Below are 19,271 nucleotides of genomic sequence, written 5' to 3' on the forward strand. Positions count from 1 at the left end.
TTATATTTATTTTTTATTAAAAATAATATGCCAATAATTCAATCGACTTACAAACCAAATTACTTTTTTAAAAATACCCATTTAAATACCATTTATAAAACATTAACTTTTAATGATTTAGCAAATTATAAAAGGACTCGAATTTCTACACCCGACAACGATTTTATTGATTTAGATTTTTCAACAGTAAATTCAAATACTTTGGTAATTGCATTGCATGGTTTGGAGGGAAGTTCAAATTCAAAATACATTATTTCTTTAATTAATTATTTAAATTCTCAACAAATAGCTGCTGTTGCTGTCAATTTTAGAGGTTGCAGTGGTGAAGATAACAATCACTTGTATTCATACAATAGTGGAAAATCGGATGATTTATCAATAGTTATAAATTATATTTTAAACAATTGCACCTATAAAAATATAATTTTTGTAGGCTATAGTATGGGCGGAAATATTTTGTTGAAATATTTGGGTGAAGGCAATCAAATTCCTTCTCAAATAAAAGCTGCCATTGCTATTTCTGTTCCTTGCGATTTAGAAGGCTCTTCTAATGCGTTGGCAAAATGGAACAATCGTATTTATATCAATCGGTTTTTAAAAACGTTGAAAGAAAAATCACTAAAAAAAGTAGAAAAATTTCCCAATAACAATTTAAATGTCAATGCTATTTTAAATTCTAAAACATTTAGCGATTTTGACAATGCCGTTACAACTCCTGTTTTTGGTTATAAAAATGCAAAGGATTATTGGACTCAATGTAGCTCAAAACAGTTTTTAAACGCCATTCAAATTCCAACTTTAATGATCAATGCAAAAGACGACACTTTTTTATCCAAAAGCTGTTTTCCGTTTTTTGAAGCTCAAAATAGCAAACACCTATTTTTAGAAACCCCAAAATATGGCGGACATGTTGGTTTTAATACTGCGCTATTTGAAAAAGATAAACTTTGGAGCGAAAAAAGAATTGTATCTTTTATTCAACATATTATTTCCTGAATATGAGCGTTTACTTATAAAGTTTATTTATTTTCGCCTTTTAAACAAAACCCGTTGAAAAAAAGTTTATTAATCATATTATTCAGTGTACAATTACTAACAGGGCAAACTGTTCGCAAGTATTCAAATGAATTTTTGAATATTGGTGTAGATGCAGCGTCTTTAGGTATGGGTAAAGCTGTTGTTGCCAGCAGTAGAGATGTAAATTCAACTTACTGGAATCCAGCAGGGTTAACTGCCGTTACAGATTATCAGGGTTCTTTTATGCATGCCTCCTACTTTGCCGGAATCGCAAATTACGATTATGCCGCTTTTGCTATGCCTGTAGATCGTCACAGTGCTTTAGGAATTTCTTTAATTCGCTTTGGTGTTGATGATATTTTAGATACAACTGAATTGATTGATAATGATGGAAATATAGATTATAACCGAATTAGTTTATTTTCTGCTGCAGATTACGCGTTAAATTTTGCTTATGCAAGAAATTTGTTACTACAAGGTTTTGATATTGGTTTTAATGTCAAATTAATTCATAGAATTATTGGTGATTTTGCAAATTCCTGGGGATTTGGATTGGACGCTTCAGCACAATTTGAAAGAAATAATTGGAAATTTGGATTGATGTTGCGCGATATTACTACAACCTTTAATACCTGGAGTTTTAACGAAGAAGCTTTCAAAAAAATTGCGGATGCCATTCCGGGAGAAAATCAAGAGTTGCCAGAAAGTACCGAGTTAACACTCCCAAAAATGCAATTGGGAGCTGCTAAAAAGTTTGAACTTTCAAGAGATTTTGGATTGCTAACCGAGTTGGATTTGAATTTTAGATTTACCCAAACCAATGATATTATTTCAAGTAGTTTTGTAAGTATAAATCCTGCTTTCGGATTTCAGGCAGACTATATAAATATGGTTTTTTTACGCGCAGGTATTGGTGAATTTCAAAATGAACTACAATTTGACAACAGTCAAACAGTAACTTTACAACCTAATTTTGGAGTTGGTTTTAGATACAAAGGTATACAAATAGATTATGCACTTACCAATATTGCCAGTGTTGGTAATGCTTTATATTCTAATATATTTTCAATTAAATTAGATTTCGACGAATTTAGATAATGAATAAATTAGTAAACTTTTTATTAATAACAATTTCGATTTTTGCACTTCAATTAAATGCACAAGAAAAGTTATCGCCAAAATCAACCGTAAGCGTTGTTACTTGCGGCCCAGGTCAGGAACTATATTCAGCCTTTGGGCATAGTGCATTTAGAGTATTTGACCCAATTTTAGGAATTGACAAAGTTTACAACTATGGCACATTTGATTTTAACGCACCTAATTTTTATTTGAATTTTGCAAAAGGAAATTTAACATATTTTTTATCAACTGCCGATTTTTATCGGTTTTTACGAGGTTATCAATATGAAAATCGCTGGGTAAAAACTCAGGTTTTAAATTTGAATCCAGATGAAGTTCAACAAATTTTTGACTTTCTTGAAAACAATGCAAAGCGCGAAAATAGAGACTATCAGTACGACTTTTTTTACGACAATTGTTCTACTAAAATTGAAGCTGTTGTAAAAACGGTATTAAATAACAAAGTTACTTTTAGCAACAATCATATTTCAACAACAAAATCACATAGAGATTTAATTGCTGATTATACAGCTACAAATTTTAAATGGGGGAAATTTGGAATTGATTTGGCTTTGGGTTCTGTGATTGATGATGAAGCAACAAAAGACGATTATAAATTTTTACCCGATTATATTTTTGAAGCGTTTAACAATGCAACCATTCAAAAAAATAACATAACTGAACCTTTGGTATTAAAAGAAATTACCATTTTAAAAGAAGCTCCAACAAAAACTTCTTTTGAAATATTAAGTCCGCTAAATGTTATTTTAGTTTTAAGTCTTTTGATATTATTTATTACCTATAAAAACTTCAAAAAATCAAATAGAAATAAGACACTCGATTTTTCAATCTATTTTTTAACAGGTATTATAGGTGTTGTTGTTATATTAATGTGGTTTGCAACAGCACATACAGCAACTTATAAAAATTTCAACTTTTTATGGGCTTTTGCTCCTAACCTATTTATTGCTTTTTACACTTTAAAATCTAAATTACCCAATTGGCTAAAGTATTACAATGCTTTGTTAATTCTATTGCTTTTAATAATGCTGGTACTTTGGATTGTTAAAATACAAATATTTAATTTGGCTTTATTACCATTGGTAATTGCATTATGCATTAGATACTTATTTTTGATAACAATTAAAAACTAAATTTTTATAGGCATATAAAACGCGTTAGGGGTTGCAGCGGCATCCTTTTTTAGAATGAAATGCAATGGAATTTTAAAAAAGATATAGCGAAAGACCCGACCCCCTTGTGGGTAACGCCCAAATTAGCAAGAAGAATCAGCTATTTAATCACTCAAAATTTAAAGCATAAAAAAAGGGCAATTATTAAATTGCCCTTTTTATTTATATCAAGTAAGATTATGATTTCTTTGCAGTTTTATCTGCTTTTCTTAGTTTCCAAGCTTCCATAGCAGAACCAAATAACCAATAAGGAATGATAAAAGTGATTAAAAAAATCATTAACCAAAACCCCATAGTAAAAATTCCTAAAAATGCCAAAAATCCAGAAAATTGTGATAAATCCATAATCGTTAAACGTTGTTTTTATATTGAATGACAAAAATAGTATTTATTTTGAATAAATCACAAAACTTTATAATTTTTTAATGATTTTTATCATCTATTATCTGAAAGTACTAAAAAAAATTTAGCACAAAAAAATACACCAAACAAACAAAGTTATTTGGTGTATTGAATACTTAAATTTTATAAACTATTTAAATTCTGCAAAGAAATCATTGCCCTTATCATCTACCAATAAGAATGCAGGGAAATTTTCGATTCTAATTTTACGAACCGCTTCCATACCTAACTCTGCAAAATCAATTACTTCAATAGATTTTATACTTTCTTTAGCTAAAATTGCAGCTGGTCCACCAATAGAACCAAGGTAAAAACCGCCATTGGCCTTACAAGCATCTGTTACTTGTTGAGAACGGTTACCTTTTGCAACCATTACCATACTACCACCAACTTTTTGGAAAGGATCTACATAAGGATCCATACGACCTGCAGTTGTTGGTCCAAAACTACCAGAAGCCATTCCTTTAGGTGTTTTTGCCGGCCCTGCATAATAAATTGGATGGTCTTTAAAGTACTGAGGCATTTCTTCGCCATTGGCAAGCATTTCGCTAATTTTAGCGTGCGCCATATCACGTGCCACAATCAATGTTCCTTTTAAGCTAAAACGTGTTTTAATTGGATATTTTGAAAGTTCCTCACGAATTTTATCCATTGGCTGATCCAAATCTAACTCAACAGCATTTGCTAAGTGCGGTGCCTCTTTTGGTAAAAATTGTCCTGGATTTCTTTCTAATTCTTCAAGAAAAATACCTTCTTCAGTAATTTTACCTTTAACATTACGGTCTGCACTACAGCTAACACCCAATCCTACCGGACAAGAAGCAGCGTGACGTGGTAAACGAATAACACGTACATCGTGTACAAAATATTTACCACCAAATTGAGCTCCTACGCCACTATCCTGACAAATTTTTGTGATTTTTTCTTCCCATTCTAAGTCACGAAAAGCTTGACCACCATCGTTACCTTCTGTTGGTAAATGATCTAAATAACCTGCCGATGCCTTTTTTACAGTTGCTAAATTTGCTTCAGCAGAAGTTCCACCAACAACAAATGCTAAATGATAAGGCGGACAAGCAGAAGTTCCTAAATCCATAATGTGTTGTTTCACAAACTTGGTTAAGTTTTCTTCTGTTAATAAAGACTTGGTCATTTGGTATAAGTAAGTTTTATTACCAGAACCACCACCTTTTGTCATAAATAAAAATTCATATTTATTACCCGTTGCTGCATAAATATCAATTTGAGCAGGAAGATTGGTTCCTGAATTTTTTTCTTCTAACATTGTTTGAGGAACAATTTGAGAAAAACGTAGATTGTCTGTTTGATAGGTGTTATAAACTCCTTTTGAAATGTATTCAGCATCATCAAAACCAGTGTAAACATCTTCACCTTTTTTACCTACACAAATAGCGGTACCTGTATCTTGACAAGTTGGCAATTCACCAGCAGACGTAACCATTTGATTTAATAACATTGTATAAGCAACAAAACGATCGTTATCTGAAGCTTCTGGATCTTTAAGAATGGTTTCTAATTTTTTTAAGTGAGAAGCACGAAGGTAAAACGAAACATCATGATAAGCAGTTTGTGAAAGTAACTCAAGGCCTTCTGGCGCAACTTTTAAAATTTTTCGTCCATCAAACTCAACTACAGAAACGTGGTCTTTAGTTAACAAACGGTATTTTGTTGTGTCCTTTGTAATAGGAAACGGTTTTTGGTATTTAAATTCAGACATCGTATATAATTTTATTGTATTTTCAAATTTAACTCTTGCAAATATACAATGGAAGAAGAAAATATTGTGTATAAAAAAGGTTTATTTATCCTATTTTTATAGAAAAACACAAAGAAAATATTGGTTTTTATACATCAATTTTTTAAGAACTATTTTTTTTGATTGCACCTTAAACAAGATATAACAAACTATATTTTAATGCTTATCTTTAAATTTAAATAGAAAATCACAACATGATGAAATATAGAATAGAAAAAGATACTATGGGAAATGTTGAAGTTCCTGCCGATAAATATTGGGGAGCACAAACAGAACGTTCTAGAAACAATTTTAAAATTGGTTCAACAGCATCTATGCCTTTAGAAATAATTTACGGATTTGCTTATCTAAAAAAAGCTGCTGCCTTTACAAATTGTGATTTAGGTGTTTTAGCTTCAGAAAAAAGAGATTTAATATCAAAAGTGTGTGATGAAATTTTAGATGGAAAGTTAGATAATCAGTTTCCTTTGGTTATTTGGCAAACCGGTTCTGGTACACAAAGCAATATGAATGTAAATGAAGTTATTGCCAACCGAGCACAAGAATTGGCTGGCAGTATAATTGGTGAAGGTGAAAAAATAATTCAACCAAATGACGATGTAAACAAATCACAATCTAGTAACGACACATTTCCTACCGCAATGCACATTGCTTGCTATAAAATGATTGTTGAAATCACAATTCCGGGAATTGAAAAATTAAGAGATACGCTTCAAAAAAAATCAATTGAATTTAAAGATGTTATTAAAATAGGAAGAACGCATTTAATGGATGCTACTCCCCTAACATTGGGTCAAGAATTTTCAGGATACGTTGCTCAATTAAACCATGGTTTAAAGGCTTTAAAAAATACATTGCCTCATTTAGCCGAAATAGCTTTAGGCGGAACTGCAGTTGGAACTGGTTTAAATACTCCAAAAGGTTATGATATATTGGTTGCCAAAAAAATTGCAGACTTTACAGGTTTACCATTTATTTCTGCTGAAAATAAATTTGAAGCCTTGGCTGCTCATGATGCTATTGTTGAAAGTCACGGAGCTATAAAACAATTGGCGGTTTCTTTAAACAAAATCGCTAATGATATTAGAATGATGGCTTCTGGACCACGTTCAGGAATTGGAGAATTGATCATTCCTGCAAATGAACCCGGAAGTTCAATTATGCCTGGGAAAGTAAATCCTACGCAATCTGAAGCTTTAACAATGGTTTGCGCACAAATAATGGGTAACGATGTTGCCATTACCATTGGAGCAACACAGGGACATTATGAATTAAATGTATTTAAGCCTTTATTGGCTGCTAACTTTTTACAATCGGCTCGTTTACTTGGCGATGCTTGTATTAGTTTTGAAGCAAATTGCGCCATTGGTATTGAACCAAATAATCTGCGTATTAAGGAATTATTAAACAATTCATTAATGTTAGTTACTGCCTTAAATACAAAAATTGGGTACTATAAAGCTGCTGAAATTGCAAATACGGCGCATAAAAACGGAACTACTTTAAAGCATGAAGCAATTAGATTGGGTTATGTAACTGCTGAAGAATACGATGCTTGGGTTAAACCTGAGGATATGATTGGTACTTTATAAATAGTGCCTTTGCATTATAAAAGAAAGCCTTCTTTTTAAAAAATTTGAATAAATTTTGAAAAACGGTTATAATCAATTAATTTAGATTGGTTTTTTTATCCTAAAGATATTAAACCTGATTATCATGAAAAAATTAGCTATCTACTGCCTATTCTTTATATTTATTCCTAGTAACTTTATATTGGCGCAAGAAAAAAATGAGTTTACTAAAAATCCAATTCTTACAAGTAAATTTCAAATTGGTGTAGGACTTTTTATACCAACACAAAAAGTAAAATTTGAGTTAAATGGTTCTTCTGAAAATCAAGAAATAGAATTTGGAGAATCGTTTGACTTCAATAATAATTCATTAAGACCTCAATTTTATCTTGATTGGCGTTTTGCAAAAAAATGGAAATTATCTGCAGAATATTTCAATGCCAGTTATAATAAAAATTTAGAATTAGAAGAAGATATTGTTATAAACAATGGTGAGTATACTTTTAAAAAAGGAAGTAATGTTAAGTTAGGTTATAAATTTAACTTGTATCGTGTTTTTGTAGGAACGTTTATTTCATCGGGCTTAAAACACGAATTGGGTGCTGGACTCGGTTTTCATATTACAAATATAGGTCCATTTATTGAAGGAAATATTATTGTTAACAATAATGACAATGAGTTTAAATCTGCATCTATTTCTGTTACAGCACCACTTCCTAACCTTGCTTTATGGTATCACTTTGCTCCTACTGAAAAATGGTCGTTTTCTGCACGTTTAGATTGGTTTGGTATTACAATTAATGAATATTCGGGTTCTTTGTGGGATGTGGGTCCTTGTGTACGATACCAGTTTAGTAAAAACTTTGCTGCTGCTTTAGATTACAGGTATTTTAAAATAAATGCCAATGTAGATCAAAAAGTATGGAATGGAAGTTTTGCTATGTCTTTTAGTGGACCAACATTAAGTCTACACACTACTTTCTAAATAAATTTTATTTAACAAAAAAATGCGGTTAAAAAAACCGCATTTTTTATTAAATTTTCAAATTAAATTAGTCTACTTTTTGCTCTAACAATTCAAAAAACTGATCTAATTTAGGCATTAAAACAATTCTTGTTCGTCTGTTTTTAGCTCTACCTTCAACAGTATCATTGGTATCTAAAGGTGTGTATTCACTTTTACCAGCAGCAACCAATCTAGCAGGATTGATTTTAAAGTCGTCTTGTAAAACTCTTATCACTGAAGTTGAACGAGAAACACTCAAATCCCAGTTGTCTTTAATACAATTTGTACTGATTGGTTTGTTATCTGTATAACCTTCAACCATAACTTCTAAATCAGGTTGTGCTGCAATTACATCTGCAACTTTACCTAACACAGCTTTGGCTTCTGAAGAAATTGTTGAACTTCCACTTTTAAATAATAACTTATCGGCAATAGAAATATAAACTACGGTTTTTTCAACATTTACTTGAATATCATCATCTTCAAAACCATCTTTTAACACGCTTTTTAATTTAAATCCAAGTGCTAAATTGATTGAATCTTTTTTAGTAACCGCTTTTTGAATGTATTGAATGTATTGATCTTTTTTACCCATTTGAGCTAGGGTTTCCTTAATATTGTCTGAAGCAGATTTTGACAAAACAGTTAAATTATCAACATATTCTAAAGTTTTAGCTTTGTCTTCTTTTAAACTTGTAATTTGTTGATTTAGAGAAATAATTTTATTCTCATTTTCAACCTGACACTTCATTAATTCGGCTTTGGTATCCGTTAGTTCTTGACTTTTTTTACTAAAATTGCCTTCTAACTCTACGTATTGTTTTTTTGAAACACAAGAACTTAAAATCAATGTTGTAAACACTAATAATGCAACTATTTTTTTCATAATTTTTAAATATTTTTTAGTTTAACTCAAATTTATGAAAAATATACTTCTGATTATCAATTTGATAATTATTTTTTTAATTCAAATAAACTTAATGAAGTATCTTTTAAATTACCTATATTTAGTAAAATAAAGTTCATTTTTAAACAAAAAAAAGATTGACTATTGCCAATCTTTTTTTTCAATCATATTTTTAATAATAAAACCCGATAGGAAATTATTAAAATTGTTTAGTTATTTTACATTTGAAATAAAGGTCTGCTTGCCATCATTTCATTTACTTTTTCAGCAACACCTTCTAAAATTGTTTCATTTTCAAAATTCATAATTACTTCATCAATTAAATCAACAACCTTAGCCATATCAGTTTCTTTTAAACCACGTGTAGTAACAGCAGCAGTACCAACTCTAATACCTGAAGTTACAAATGGTGATTTATCATCAAAAGGAACCATATTTTTATTTACGGTAATTTCAGCTTTTACCAATGCATTTTCAGCATCTTTTCCACTAATGTTTTTGTTGCGTAAATCAATTAACATACAGTGATTGTCTGTACCACCTGAAATAATTTTATAACCTTTGTTAACAAAAGCTTCAGCCATAGCTGATGCATTTTTCTTAACTTGAATTTGATAATTTAAAAACTCATCTGTTAAAGCTTCACCAAAAGCTACTGCTTTAGCAGCAATTACGTGCTCTAAAGGTCCACCTTGATTACCTGGAAAAACAGCCGAATCAATTAAACTAGACATTTTTTTCAACGATCCGTTCTTTAATTTTTGTCCAAAAGGATTGTCAAAATCTTTTCCAATCATGATAATACCACCACGAGGACCACGTAAAGTTTTATGCGTAGTTGTCGTTACAAAATGACAATGAGGAATTGGGTCATTTAAGATTCCTTTTGCAATTAAACCTGCTGGATGAGAAATATCTGCCATTAACAATGCTCCTACTTCATCAGCAATTTCTCTAAATTTTTTAAAATCTATATCTCTAGAGTAAGCTGAAGCACCTGCAATGATTAACTTTGGCAATTCTTTTTTAGCTGTTTCTAAAATTTTATCATAGTTTAACATTCCAGTTTCTTCATCAACACCATAAAATGAAGTTGTGTATAATTTTCCTGAAAAATTAACTGGAGAACCGTGTGTTAAATGTCCACCGTGAGATAAATCAAATCCTAAAATTTTATCACCTGGATTTAAAACTGCTTGATAAACAGCTGCATTTGCTTGTGAGCCAGAGTGCGGTTGAACATTAACATATTCAGCACCAAAAAGTTCTTTAGCTCTATCAATAGCAATTTGTTCAACAATATCAACAACTTCACAACCACCGTAATAACGTTTGTTTGGATAACCTTCAGCATATTTGTTAGTTAAAACAGAGCCCATAGCTTCCATTACTTCATCACTTACAAAGTTTTCAGAGGCAATTAGTTCTAATCCATTTGTTTGTCTTTCTCTTTCGTCTTCTATTAAATCGAAAATAATTTGATCACGTTGCATTATATATACGTTGTTAAAAGTTAAATTTAGTGCAAAAATAATGATTTCGTTTTGCATTTAGTAATAAACTTATATATTTACTCATAATTTTATTAACAGAAATGATTAGTTATGAAGATAGCAGCGAATGATCCAAACCGTAAATCATGGCTTCCTGTAAAAGAAGGTTCTGATTTCCCAATTCAAAATATCCCATTTGGTGTATTTATTACAAAAGATGATATTATTACCATAGGAACTCGTATTGGTGAATACGCCATAGATTTAGGTGCTTTTCATCAATTAGGCTATTTCAAAGGAATTCCTTTGACAGATGATATTTTTATGCAAGATTCTTTAAATGATTTTATTGCCGATGGAAGAAAAACTTGGCGATTGGTTAGAAAAAGAATTTCAGAAATCTTTGATATTGAAAATCCTACATTAAGAGAAAATGATAAACATAAAGAAGTTATTATTTTTGATATTAATGAAGTAGAAATGTTAATGCCTGTAGATGTTGGTGATTATACCGATTTTTATACAAGTATAGAGCATGCCGAAAATATTGGTAAAATATTTAATGGCCAAACACATAGTTTATCGTCTAACTGGTTGCATATGCCTGTGGGCTATCCTAGTAGATCTTCTTCGGTTGTTGTTTCTGGCACAAGTATTAGAAGACCTTATGGACAAGTACTTCCTTATGGTTCTGAAAAGCCTGTATTAGCTCCTTCAGAAAGCGTTGATATGGAATTAGAACTTGCCTTTATTACAACAGCCGTTAACGATTTGGGTAAAAGAATTTCAATTGATGAAGCCGAAGAAAATATTTTTGGAATGGTTTTATTAAACGATTGGAGTGCAAGAGATATTCAAAAATGGGAATTAGACCCTTTAGGTCCTTTCTTAGGAAAAAACTTTGCAACAACTATTTCTCCTTGGATAGTTACATTAGATGCTTTAGAGCCATTTAGATGTAAAAGCCCTAAACAAGAATTAGATCCTTTGCCATATTTAAAACAAAATACAGCCAACAATAGCTTTGATATTAAATTAGAAGCCAAACTTAAAACTGAAAATGGAGATTTAAATGATTTAAGTAAAACTAATTTTAAATATTTATACTGGACAATTCAACAGCAATTAGCACACCACACCGTAAATGGTTGTAATGTACGTGCTGGTGATTTAATGGGTAGCGGAACCATATCAGGCTCAACAAGTGACAGTTACGGATCTATGTTAGAAATTACTTGGAACGGTAATGAACCTATTACTTTAAAAGATGGAACGTCTAGATCTTTTTTAAATGATGGCGACGAGGTTATTATTCGTGGTTATTGTGAAAATAGCAAAGTACGCATTGGTTTTGGTAAATGCACTGGTAAAATAGCACCAGCCATAGCGTTAAAATAACAGAAAAAATTATATAACTATTTTAATAGCCCTAAAAAATTATTTTTAGGGCTATTTGGTTATTTTTGTATCCAAATACATAATCATACTTATACCCCTTTATGAAAAACTTATTTCTTTTTACATTTATTGTAACACTTTTTATTGGATGTAATAGCGTTAAAAAAACACAAGAAGCCATTAATTATGGTAATTATGACGAAGCCATTAATATTGCTTTAAAAAATCTTAGAAGTGATAAATTTAAAAAAAGCAATGAGCCTTATGTTTTTATGCTACAAGATGCTTTTATAAAAGCCAATGAAAGAGACTTAACAAAAGTAAAATTCCTTCAAAATGAAGGAAATCCAGCAAATTACGAAACCATTTATACTATTTACGATAATTTAAATAAAAGGCAAGAAATGATCAGACCTTTACTTCCTTTGCAAATTGTAAGTACTGGTAAAAATGCTAAATTTCAATTAAATGATTACACCAATCAATTGATAACCAGTAAACAAAATGTTACTGAATATTTATACAACAATGCTTTAAACTCGCTTCAAAATTCAAAAAACAAACTTGATTTTAGAAACACTTATAACGATTTAAATTACCTTAATCAAATCAATCCTAATTATAAAAACACCAATTCTTTAATCGAAGAAGCACATTTCAAAGGCACTGATTTTATTTATGTATTTATGCAAAATCAATCAGATAAAGTAATTCCTATTCGTTTAGAACAGGATTTATTAAATTTTGAAACCTATGGTTTAAATACACTTTGGACTGTTTACCAATCTAAAAAACAAAACCAAATTAAATACAACTATGAAATTGAAATTAATTTAAGAGAAATCAATATATCTCCAGAACAAATTCGCGAAAAAGAAATAGTTCAGGAAAAACAGGTTGTTGATGGTTGGCAATATTTAAAAGATAGCAAAGGAGTTAATGTAACAGACAGTTTAGGAAAAGCAATTAAAGTAGATAAATTTAAAACCATTAAAAGTGTTGTTTACCAAAACATTCAATATAAATCGGTTCAAATTATTGGTCAAATTAAATATTTTGATTTAACAACCAATCAACTTATAAAATCTTATCCTTTAGAAAGTGGCTTTGTATTTGAACACCGCTATGCTACTTACAAAGGTGACAGAAATGCTTTAGATAAAGAATATTTAGATTTATTAGCTTTTAAATTTGTGCCGTTCCCTAGCAACGAACAAATGATATATGATAGTGGCGAAGATTTAAAATTAAAAATAAAAAGCATTATAGCTTCTTACCTTTTTAACTAAACTGTTTTTTTAACTTTATAATACAAAAAAGGTAAAACCCTGAAATAACTTCATGGTTTTACCTTTTTATATTTTACTTAAAATCTAAATTATTTTTTTAATAGCTTCAACACTAATTCCACTATGTGAATCGTGATACACAACAATGCCTTTATCAATTAATAAAGCCTGAGGAGATTGATGAATTACATTAAATTTTGATGCTATTTCTGCTGAAATAGCTCTGTATTGTAATAAATCTAAAAAGTACAAATCAATTTTTGAAGCTGGTATATCAAAATCATTTTCAAAGTGTTTTAGTGCCATCGAACTAATTCCACAGCGTGTACTATGCTTAAAAATCAACACAGGTTTTGTATTAGATAATTCAACAATCTCATTTAATTGATTTAATTCAGTTAATGCAATCCAATTTAATTTTTGATTTGTAATTTCAGCATTATTTGATTGAAATAGATTTTTAAATAAACTCATATTATATTGTTTTTTAAACTTGGTCGATAAAATTTTACATAACTTTCAAAAAAAGACAAAATGGCTGCAATGCACTTAAAAACAAGACACTGTGTCATAAAAACCCCATTTAAAGCGCTTGGAATATTTTTTGAAGCAACAAATATAAATACAAAAAATATAAAACGTTATGAACTTTAATAAATTTACAATTAAATCGCAAGAAGCTATCCAAGCCGGACAGCAAATTGCACAAAGTAATGAAAATCAACAAATAGAAAATTCACACATATTAAAAGGAATTTTTGAAGTTGATGAAAATGTAACTCCTTTTATTTTAAAAAAATTAGGGGTTAATATCGATTTGCTCAAAAATGTTATAGATAAGGTTATTGAAAGTTATTCAAAAGTAACTGGCGGAGATATTATGCTCTCTAAAGATGCATCTAAAATGCTTAATAATGCTTCAAACGAAGCAAAAAAAATGAATGATGAGTATGTCTCAATTGAACATTTATTACTAGCTATTTTAAATACAAAAGATACTACTTCGCAATTATTAAAAGATCAAGGTGTTACTGAAAAGCATTTAAAAGCCGCAATAGACGAATTGAGACAAGGAAGTAATGTGACTTCGCAAAGTGCAGAAGACACCTACAATTCGCTAAATAAATATGCCCGAAATTTAAATCAGTTAGCCAAAGAAGGTAAACTAGATCCTGTAATTGGGCGAGATGAAGAAATTAGAAGAATTCTTCAAATTTTATCTCGTAGAACAAAAAACAACCCAATGTTGGTTGGTGAACCTGGAACTGGTAAAACAGCAATTGCCGAAGGTTTGGCTCACAGAATTATAAAAGGTGATGTTCCTGAAAACTTAAAAGACAAGCAAATTTACTCATTAGATATGGGTTCTTTAATTGCAGGTGCTAAATACAAAGGTGAATTTGAAGAGCGTTTAAAATCTGTCATTAAAGAAGTAACTTCATCAAATGGTGAAATTGTTTTGTTTATTGATGAAATTCATACTTTGGTGGGTGCTGGAGGTGGACAAGGCGCAATGGATGCAGCAAATATTTTAAAACCTGCATTGGCTCGTGGAGAACTAAGAGCGATTGGAGCAACTACCCTAGATGAATATCAAAAATATTTTGAAAAGGATAAAGCGTTAGAACGTCGTTTTCAAAAAGTAATTGTAAACGAACCTGATACAGAAAGTGCAATTTCTATTTTAAGAGGTATCAAAGAAAAATATGAAAATCATCACAAAGTTCAAATTAAAGATGATGCCATTATTGCTGCGGTTGAATTGTCTCAACGTTATATTTCGAACCGTTTTTTACCAGACAAAGCCATTGATTTAATGGATGAAGCTGCGGCTAAACTGCGTATGGAAATCAATTCAAAACCTGAAGAATTAGATGTTTTGGATCGTAAAATTATGCAAATTGAAATAGAAATTGAAGCCATTAAACGTGAAAAGGACGAGAAAAAATTAGATTTTCTTAAAAATGAATTGGCAAACATCAAAGAAGAAAGAAATGAAATTAGCGCCAAATGGACTAGTGAAAAAGATTTGGTTGATGCTATTCAGGAAAGTAAAGAAGCCATTGAAAATTATAAATTAGAAGCTGATCGTGCTGAACGTGAAGGAGATTACGGTAAAGTTGCTGAATTGCGCTATGGAAAAATTAAAGATGAACAAGTAAATTTAGATGAACTTCAAAAAGAATTGTCTGAAAATCAAGAAACTGCTTTAATTAAAGAAGAAGTTACTAGAGATGATATTGCTGAAGTTGTTGCTAAATGGACTGGTATACCTGTAACCAAAATGTTACAAAGTGAGCGCGAAAAGTTACTTCTTTTGGAAGATGAGTTACACGACAGAGTTGTTGGACAAAATGAAGCTATTGAAGCTGTAGCCGATGCTGTAAGAAGATCAAGAGCTGGTTTGCAAGATGCTAAAAAACCAATGGGTACTTTCTTGTTTTTAGGAACCACTGGTGTTGGTAAAACAGAGTTGGCAAAAGCTTTGGCTGAATATTTATTTGACGATGAAAATGCGATGACTAGGATTGATATGAGTGAATATCAGGAACGCCATGCGGTAAGTCGTTTGGTTGGTGCGCCTCCAGGTTATGTTGGTTATGAAGAAGGTGGTCAATTGACTGAAGCCGTTCGTAGAAAACCATATTCTGTTGTTTTACTTGATGAAATTGAAAAAGCGCATCCTGATACTTTTAATATTTTATTACAAGTATTAGATGAAGGTAGATTGACAGATAATAAAGGTCGTATTGCTGATTTTAGAAATACCATTATTATTATGACCTCAAATATGGGTTCTCATATAATACAAGAGCGTTTTGAAAAAATGGATATGAGTAAAAGAGCAGAGATTACTGAAAGTACTAAAGATGAGGTTATAACCTTATTAAGACAAACCATAAGACCTGAGTTTTTAAACAGGATTGATGAAATTTTGATGTTTACACCTTTAAACAAAGCTGAAATTAAACAAATTGTAAAATTACAATTGAATGGTTTAATAAAAATGTTGAAATCTCAAGACATTCAAATTGAATATACTGAAGATTTAGTAGAAGCTTTGGCAGAGTTAGGTTTTGACCCTCAATTTGGAGCAAGACCAGTAAAACGTGTTATTCAAAAAGAAGTATTGAATAAACTTTCAAAAGAAATACTTGCAGGAAAAGTAACTGCAACTAGTCATATTTTGTTAGATGCATTTGATAATAAAATAGTATTTAGAAATAAATAATAAGATTTAAACACTAAAAAACCCTACTCAATAACTAGTTTATTTTGTAGGGTTTTTATTTATTTTTTATGCTTAAAATTTTATAATTTAATCTTCAGGTGGTGGTTTTCCGTGAATTTCTTCATAAAGACTGTCAAAATTATTATATAAATTAGCACGTAATTTTTTTCTATAATCATCATTTAACCATTCAATAAAACTGTTGGTACTTTTACAAATACAACGAATGTATTGATCAATACGATATTCAATATCATCACCCAATAAATTCATTAAAGCCAAAGCATCATAAACATCTTCACTATTTTCAACGCAAATTTTAGAATGTTGATCTATTGAATTTTTTAATACCTCTTTTGAAGATTTACCTTGTTGAACAGTTTGAACATACGATTCTTTAATATTAAAAAATACATCAAAAGAATTGGCAAACTTTTTTCTAACTTCCTCAGGCATTTCATATCTAAAATTACTCTCTAACTCTTCATCATTTAATAAATTATCGATGTAATAATTAGGCGATTTAAATATTTTTTGCCAATTTAAGTTTGAACCCCACATACCAAATCTGTGAAAATTATTACCTAAATCAATAATATTAAATGTTGTTTTATCTTTTAAAATACGAGAACCACGACCAATCATTTGATAATACAATGTTAAAGATCTGGTTGCTCTATTCAAAATAACAGTATCAACAGTTGGTTCATCAAATCCTGTAGTTAAAATACTCACCGAAGTTAAAATTGCATTTGGTGTGTGTTTAAACCACTTTAAAATTTGCTCACGCTCTTTTTTTGAAGCGGTATTATCTAAATGTGCAACAGGATAACCAGCTGCTTTAAATGTATGATAAACATTGATTGAAGTACTAATACCATTGTTAAAAATCAATGTTTTTTTATTTTTTGAACGCTCTTCATAAGCTTCAACCAGTTTGTTCAACATATTGCCACTTGTGTACAAATCATCTGAAGACTTTACGGTATAGTCTCCATTTGCACCCACAACCAACGATGTTAACCCTACATTGTATGAATAAGTAACAGGTTTTGCTAAAAACTTATTTTTAATAAGCGTTTCAATAGTTTCACCAACAATCAATTCCTCATAATTATCGGTCATAGGTAGCTGAATATTAGAACTTAAAGGTGTTGCTGTAACGCCTAAAAAAAACGCTTTACTAAAAAATTTAAATATTTTAGTAAATGAGTTATAATGAGCCTCATCAATAATAACCAGTCCAATATCTGAAATATCAAACTTGTTGTCATTCAATCTATTGTTCAAAGTTTCAACCATCGCCACATAACAACTATATATTTGATGATCGTCTAAATTGGCTTTGCTATCAATAATTTTATTAACAACATCAAATTCAGAAAGCATTTTTGAAGTTTGCTTACACAACTCAATACGATGTGTTAAAACCAATACCTTTTTTTGATGATGTTTTAAATATTGTCTAACAATTTCTGAGAAAATTACAGTTTTACCACCACCTGTTGGTAGTTGATATAACAAATGATAATCTTCTTTGGCTTCTTCAAACCTCTTGAAAATTTCACTAATAGCCTCTTTTTGATAACTGTATAAATCTTTACCAGTATTTCTATCTTCTATTTCTGTTTTGGATAAACGCACATTTCAATTTTAAAAACCCACAAAAATACAGTCTTTATGGGGCATTTACACTATTTCTTTAAAAAAATATTTTTTTTATTTTATTTTTTGAAGTTACTGGCTTTATTTAGTGGTGTTTATTACTTTTTAAATCTAGCATACATTGTCAACTTTTTCTTTGTATTGATAAAATAAACACCTGTAAGTAAAATAATAGCAGCTACTGCAGATTGGGTTGTAACTTGCTCATTTAATAAATACCATCCTAAAAACATCGCTATTATTGGATTTACATATGTTGAAGTTGCTACTTTTTCGGGCGAAACAGATCTCAATAAATAGTTGAATGCAGTAAAAGCAATAATACTTCCAAATAAAATTAACAATACCATTGATATTTGTACAGATGAACTCCAAGTTGATGGATAAGTCCATTGTTCTCCCAAAGCCAAACTAACAAAAAACAGTAAAACACCACCAATTAACATTTGATAACCTGTATTTACAAAAAAGTTAGATGGAAAATCGGCTTTAGCTACAAACAAACTGCCATATGCCCAACAAAGCATACATAAAAATATGACAAACATACCCAAAGCAGAACCTTCTTGGTTAATCAATTCTTTTTGACTAACCAATAAATAAATACCTACAATACCTAAAAATACCCCAACCATAGACATAGGTTGTATTTTTTTTCCTTCAAAAAAACGCATCATTAACAAAACCACCAATGGCTGAGCAGATATTTCGAGTGCAGCAAAACCACTATCTACATATTTTAAAGCCCACACAACTCCCCCATTTCCTGCTGTTAAAAACAAAAAACCAATGATACTACAATTTTTAAACTGTGCTTTTGTTATCGCCAAATTATAACCTAATAATTTAGCAATACTAAAAATTAAAACGGCTGCAATAATAAAACGGATAGATGCCAACATAAATGGAGGCAATTCTGTTACCGCAATTTTATTCAAAAGATAGGTTGATCCCCAAATAACATAAATTGAGAAAAATGCAGCAATTATAAGTCCTATGTTTTTATTGTTATTCATCTAAATAATTATAATGCAATATTATGAAATTGAATTGAAGCAATGTTATTTTTTTAATGTTTTCAATAATCCCAATTTTATTTAATTGCCTTACAATTTAAAATTTTAAAATCAACATTAACTATCTCATTTATTTTATAATATTGGCTATTTTTTTTAATATTTTAGCAATACAACTAAAAGCTT

General features: G+C 30.2%; 15 protein-coding genes. 8 read left to right on the forward strand and 7 right to left on the reverse strand.

Annotated elements, in window-relative coordinates:
• Positions 1–27 precede the first annotated feature (27 nt).
• Genes EC396_RS15210 through EC396_RS15220 form a run of 3 tightly spaced genes read left to right on the forward strand, consistent with a single transcriptional unit; the run spans position 28 to position 3,290 of the window.
• Positions 28–996 (forward strand): YheT family hydrolase, encoded by a 969-nt coding sequence (locus EC396_RS15210; protein ID WP_129367633.1) that lies wholly within the window; start codon positions 28–30, stop codon positions 994–996.
• Between the two features lie 54 nt (positions 997–1,050).
• Positions 1,051–2,115: a PorV/PorQ family protein gene (locus tag EC396_RS15215; RefSeq protein ID WP_129367635.1), complete on the forward strand. Its 1,065-nt coding sequence runs from the start codon at positions 1,051–1,053 to the stop codon at positions 2,113–2,115.
• A complete protein-coding gene (locus EC396_RS15220; protein ID WP_129367637.1) occupies positions 2,115–3,290 on the forward strand; it encodes a DUF4105 domain-containing protein in 1,176 nt (391 codons plus the stop codon). Before EC396_RS15215 ends, EC396_RS15220 begins: the two co-directional genes overlap by 1 nt.
• 216 nt (positions 3,291–3,506) lie before the next feature.
• On the opposite strand, the gene EC396_RS17950 is transcribed toward EC396_RS15220, so the two are convergent.
• Positions 3,507–3,674, reverse strand: a complete 168-nt coding sequence (locus EC396_RS17950) for a hypothetical protein (protein WP_164975327.1) — start codon at positions 3,672–3,674, stop codon at positions 3,507–3,509.
• 187 nt (positions 3,675–3,861) lie between these two features.
• On the reverse strand, positions 3,862–5,469 hold the full coding sequence (locus tag EC396_RS15225) for a fumarate hydratase (RefSeq protein ID WP_129367639.1): 1,608 nt from the start codon (positions 5,467–5,469) through the stop codon (positions 3,862–3,864).
• Between the two features lie 236 nt (positions 5,470–5,705).
• On the opposite strand from EC396_RS15225, the gene fumC reads away from it, so the two are divergent.
• On the forward strand, positions 5,706–7,100 hold the full coding sequence (fumC, locus tag EC396_RS15230) for a class II fumarate hydratase (RefSeq protein ID WP_129367641.1): 1,395 nt from the start codon (positions 5,706–5,708) through the stop codon (positions 7,098–7,100).
• Between the two features lie 124 nt (positions 7,101–7,224).
• Entirely contained in the window at positions 7,225–8,064 is an 840-nt protein-coding gene (locus EC396_RS15235; RefSeq protein ID WP_129367643.1) for a hypothetical protein, read from the forward strand.
• Positions 8,065–8,131: 67 nt separating this feature from the next.
• Here the strand turns inward: EC396_RS15235 and EC396_RS15240 are convergent, their stop codons facing one another.
• Entirely contained in the window at positions 8,132–8,971 is an 840-nt protein-coding gene (locus tag EC396_RS15240; RefSeq protein WP_129367645.1) for an OmpA family protein, read from the reverse strand.
• Between the two features lie 239 nt (positions 8,972–9,210).
• Complete coding sequence (glyA, locus tag EC396_RS15245) at positions 9,211–10,485, reverse strand: serine hydroxymethyltransferase (protein ID WP_129367689.1); 1,275 nt, start codon at positions 10,483–10,485, stop codon at positions 9,211–9,213.
• A gap of 111 nt (positions 10,486–10,596) precedes the next feature.
• On the opposite strand from glyA, the gene fahA reads away from it, so the two are divergent.
• Together fahA and EC396_RS15255 are read left to right on the forward strand one after the other, a co-directional pair.
• The gene (gene fahA, locus EC396_RS15250; protein ID WP_129367647.1) at positions 10,597–11,883 is read left to right on the forward strand and encodes a fumarylacetoacetase; all 1,287 of its coding nucleotides are present in this window, start codon (positions 10,597–10,599) and stop codon (positions 11,881–11,883) included.
• Between the two features lie 101 nt (positions 11,884–11,984).
• Positions 11,985–13,172 (forward strand): hypothetical protein, encoded by a 1,188-nt coding sequence (locus EC396_RS15255; protein WP_129367649.1) that lies wholly within the window; start codon positions 11,985–11,987, stop codon positions 13,170–13,172.
• Positions 13,173–13,256: 84 nt separating this feature from the next.
• Here the strand turns inward: EC396_RS15255 and ytxJ are convergent, their stop codons facing one another.
• Positions 13,257–13,646 carry a bacillithiol system redox-active protein YtxJ gene (gene ytxJ / locus EC396_RS15260; RefSeq protein WP_129367651.1) on the reverse strand — a complete coding sequence of 130 codons (390 nt, stop codon included), beginning with the start codon at positions 13,644–13,646 and terminating at the stop codon, positions 13,257–13,259.
• Positions 13,647–13,815: 169 nt separating this feature from the next.
• On the opposite strand from ytxJ, the gene clpB reads away from it, so the two are divergent.
• The gene (gene clpB, locus EC396_RS15265; protein ID WP_129367653.1) at positions 13,816–16,404 is read left to right on the forward strand and encodes an ATP-dependent chaperone ClpB; all 2,589 of its coding nucleotides are present in this window, start codon (positions 13,816–13,818) and stop codon (positions 16,402–16,404) included.
• 87 nt (positions 16,405–16,491) lie between these two features.
• Here the strand turns inward: clpB and EC396_RS15270 are convergent, their stop codons facing one another.
• Together EC396_RS15270 and EC396_RS15275 are read right to left on the reverse strand one after the other, a co-directional pair.
• Positions 16,492–18,048 carry a DEAD/DEAH box helicase gene (locus tag EC396_RS15270; protein WP_129367655.1) on the reverse strand — a complete coding sequence of 519 codons (1,557 nt, stop codon included), beginning with the start codon at positions 18,046–18,048 and terminating at the stop codon, positions 16,492–16,494.
• A gap of 119 nt (positions 18,049–18,167) precedes the next feature.
• Positions 18,168–19,085, reverse strand: a complete 918-nt coding sequence (locus tag EC396_RS15275) for an EamA family transporter (protein WP_129367657.1) — start codon at positions 19,083–19,085, stop codon at positions 18,168–18,170.
• Between the last annotated feature and the right edge of the window lie 186 nt (positions 19,086–19,271).

The sequence above is a fragment of the Lutibacter sp. HS1-25 genome (assembly GCF_004121075.1).
Lineage (GTDB): Bacteria > Bacteroidota > Bacteroidia > Flavobacteriales > Flavobacteriaceae > Lutibacter.

What these genes read in the sequence shown, in the direction of transcription:
- EC396_RS15220 (WP_129367637.1), top strand. Translation starts at nt 2,115, where the DNA reads ATGAATAAATTAGTAAACTTTTTATTAATAACAATTTCGATTTTTGCA.
- glyA (WP_129367689.1), bottom strand. Translation starts at nt 10,485, where the DNA reads ATGCAACGTGATCAAATTATTTTCGATTTAATAGAAGACGAAAGAGAA.
- EC396_RS17950 (WP_164975327.1), bottom strand. Translation starts at nt 3,674, where the DNA reads ATGGATTTATCACAATTTTCTGGATTTTTGGCATTTTTAGGAATTTTT.
- EC396_RS15275 (WP_129367657.1), bottom strand. Translation starts at nt 19,085, where the DNA reads ATGAATAACAATAAAAACATAGGACTTATAATTGCTGCATTTTTCTCA.
- ytxJ (WP_129367651.1), bottom strand. Translation starts at nt 13,646, where the DNA reads ATGAGTTTATTTAAAAATCTATTTCAATCAAATAATGCTGAAATTACA.
- EC396_RS15225 (WP_129367639.1), bottom strand. Translation starts at nt 5,469, where the DNA reads ATGTCTGAATTTAAATACCAAAAACCGTTTCCTATTACAAAGGACACA.
- clpB (WP_129367653.1), top strand. Translation starts at nt 13,816, where the DNA reads ATGAACTTTAATAAATTTACAATTAAATCGCAAGAAGCTATCCAAGCC.
- EC396_RS15255 (WP_129367649.1), top strand. Translation starts at nt 11,985, where the DNA reads ATGAAAAACTTATTTCTTTTTACATTTATTGTAACACTTTTTATTGGA.
- EC396_RS15210 (WP_129367633.1), top strand. Translation starts at nt 28, where the DNA reads ATGCCAATAATTCAATCGACTTACAAACCAAATTACTTTTTTAAAAAT.
- EC396_RS15240 (WP_129367645.1), bottom strand. Translation starts at nt 8,971, where the DNA reads ATGAAAAAAATAGTTGCATTATTAGTGTTTACAACATTGATTTTAAGT.
- fumC (WP_129367641.1), top strand. Translation starts at nt 5,706, where the DNA reads ATGAAATATAGAATAGAAAAAGATACTATGGGAAATGTTGAAGTTCCT.
- fahA (WP_129367647.1), top strand. Translation starts at nt 10,597, where the DNA reads ATGAAGATAGCAGCGAATGATCCAAACCGTAAATCATGGCTTCCTGTA.
- EC396_RS15235 (WP_129367643.1), top strand. Translation starts at nt 7,225, where the DNA reads ATGAAAAAATTAGCTATCTACTGCCTATTCTTTATATTTATTCCTAGT.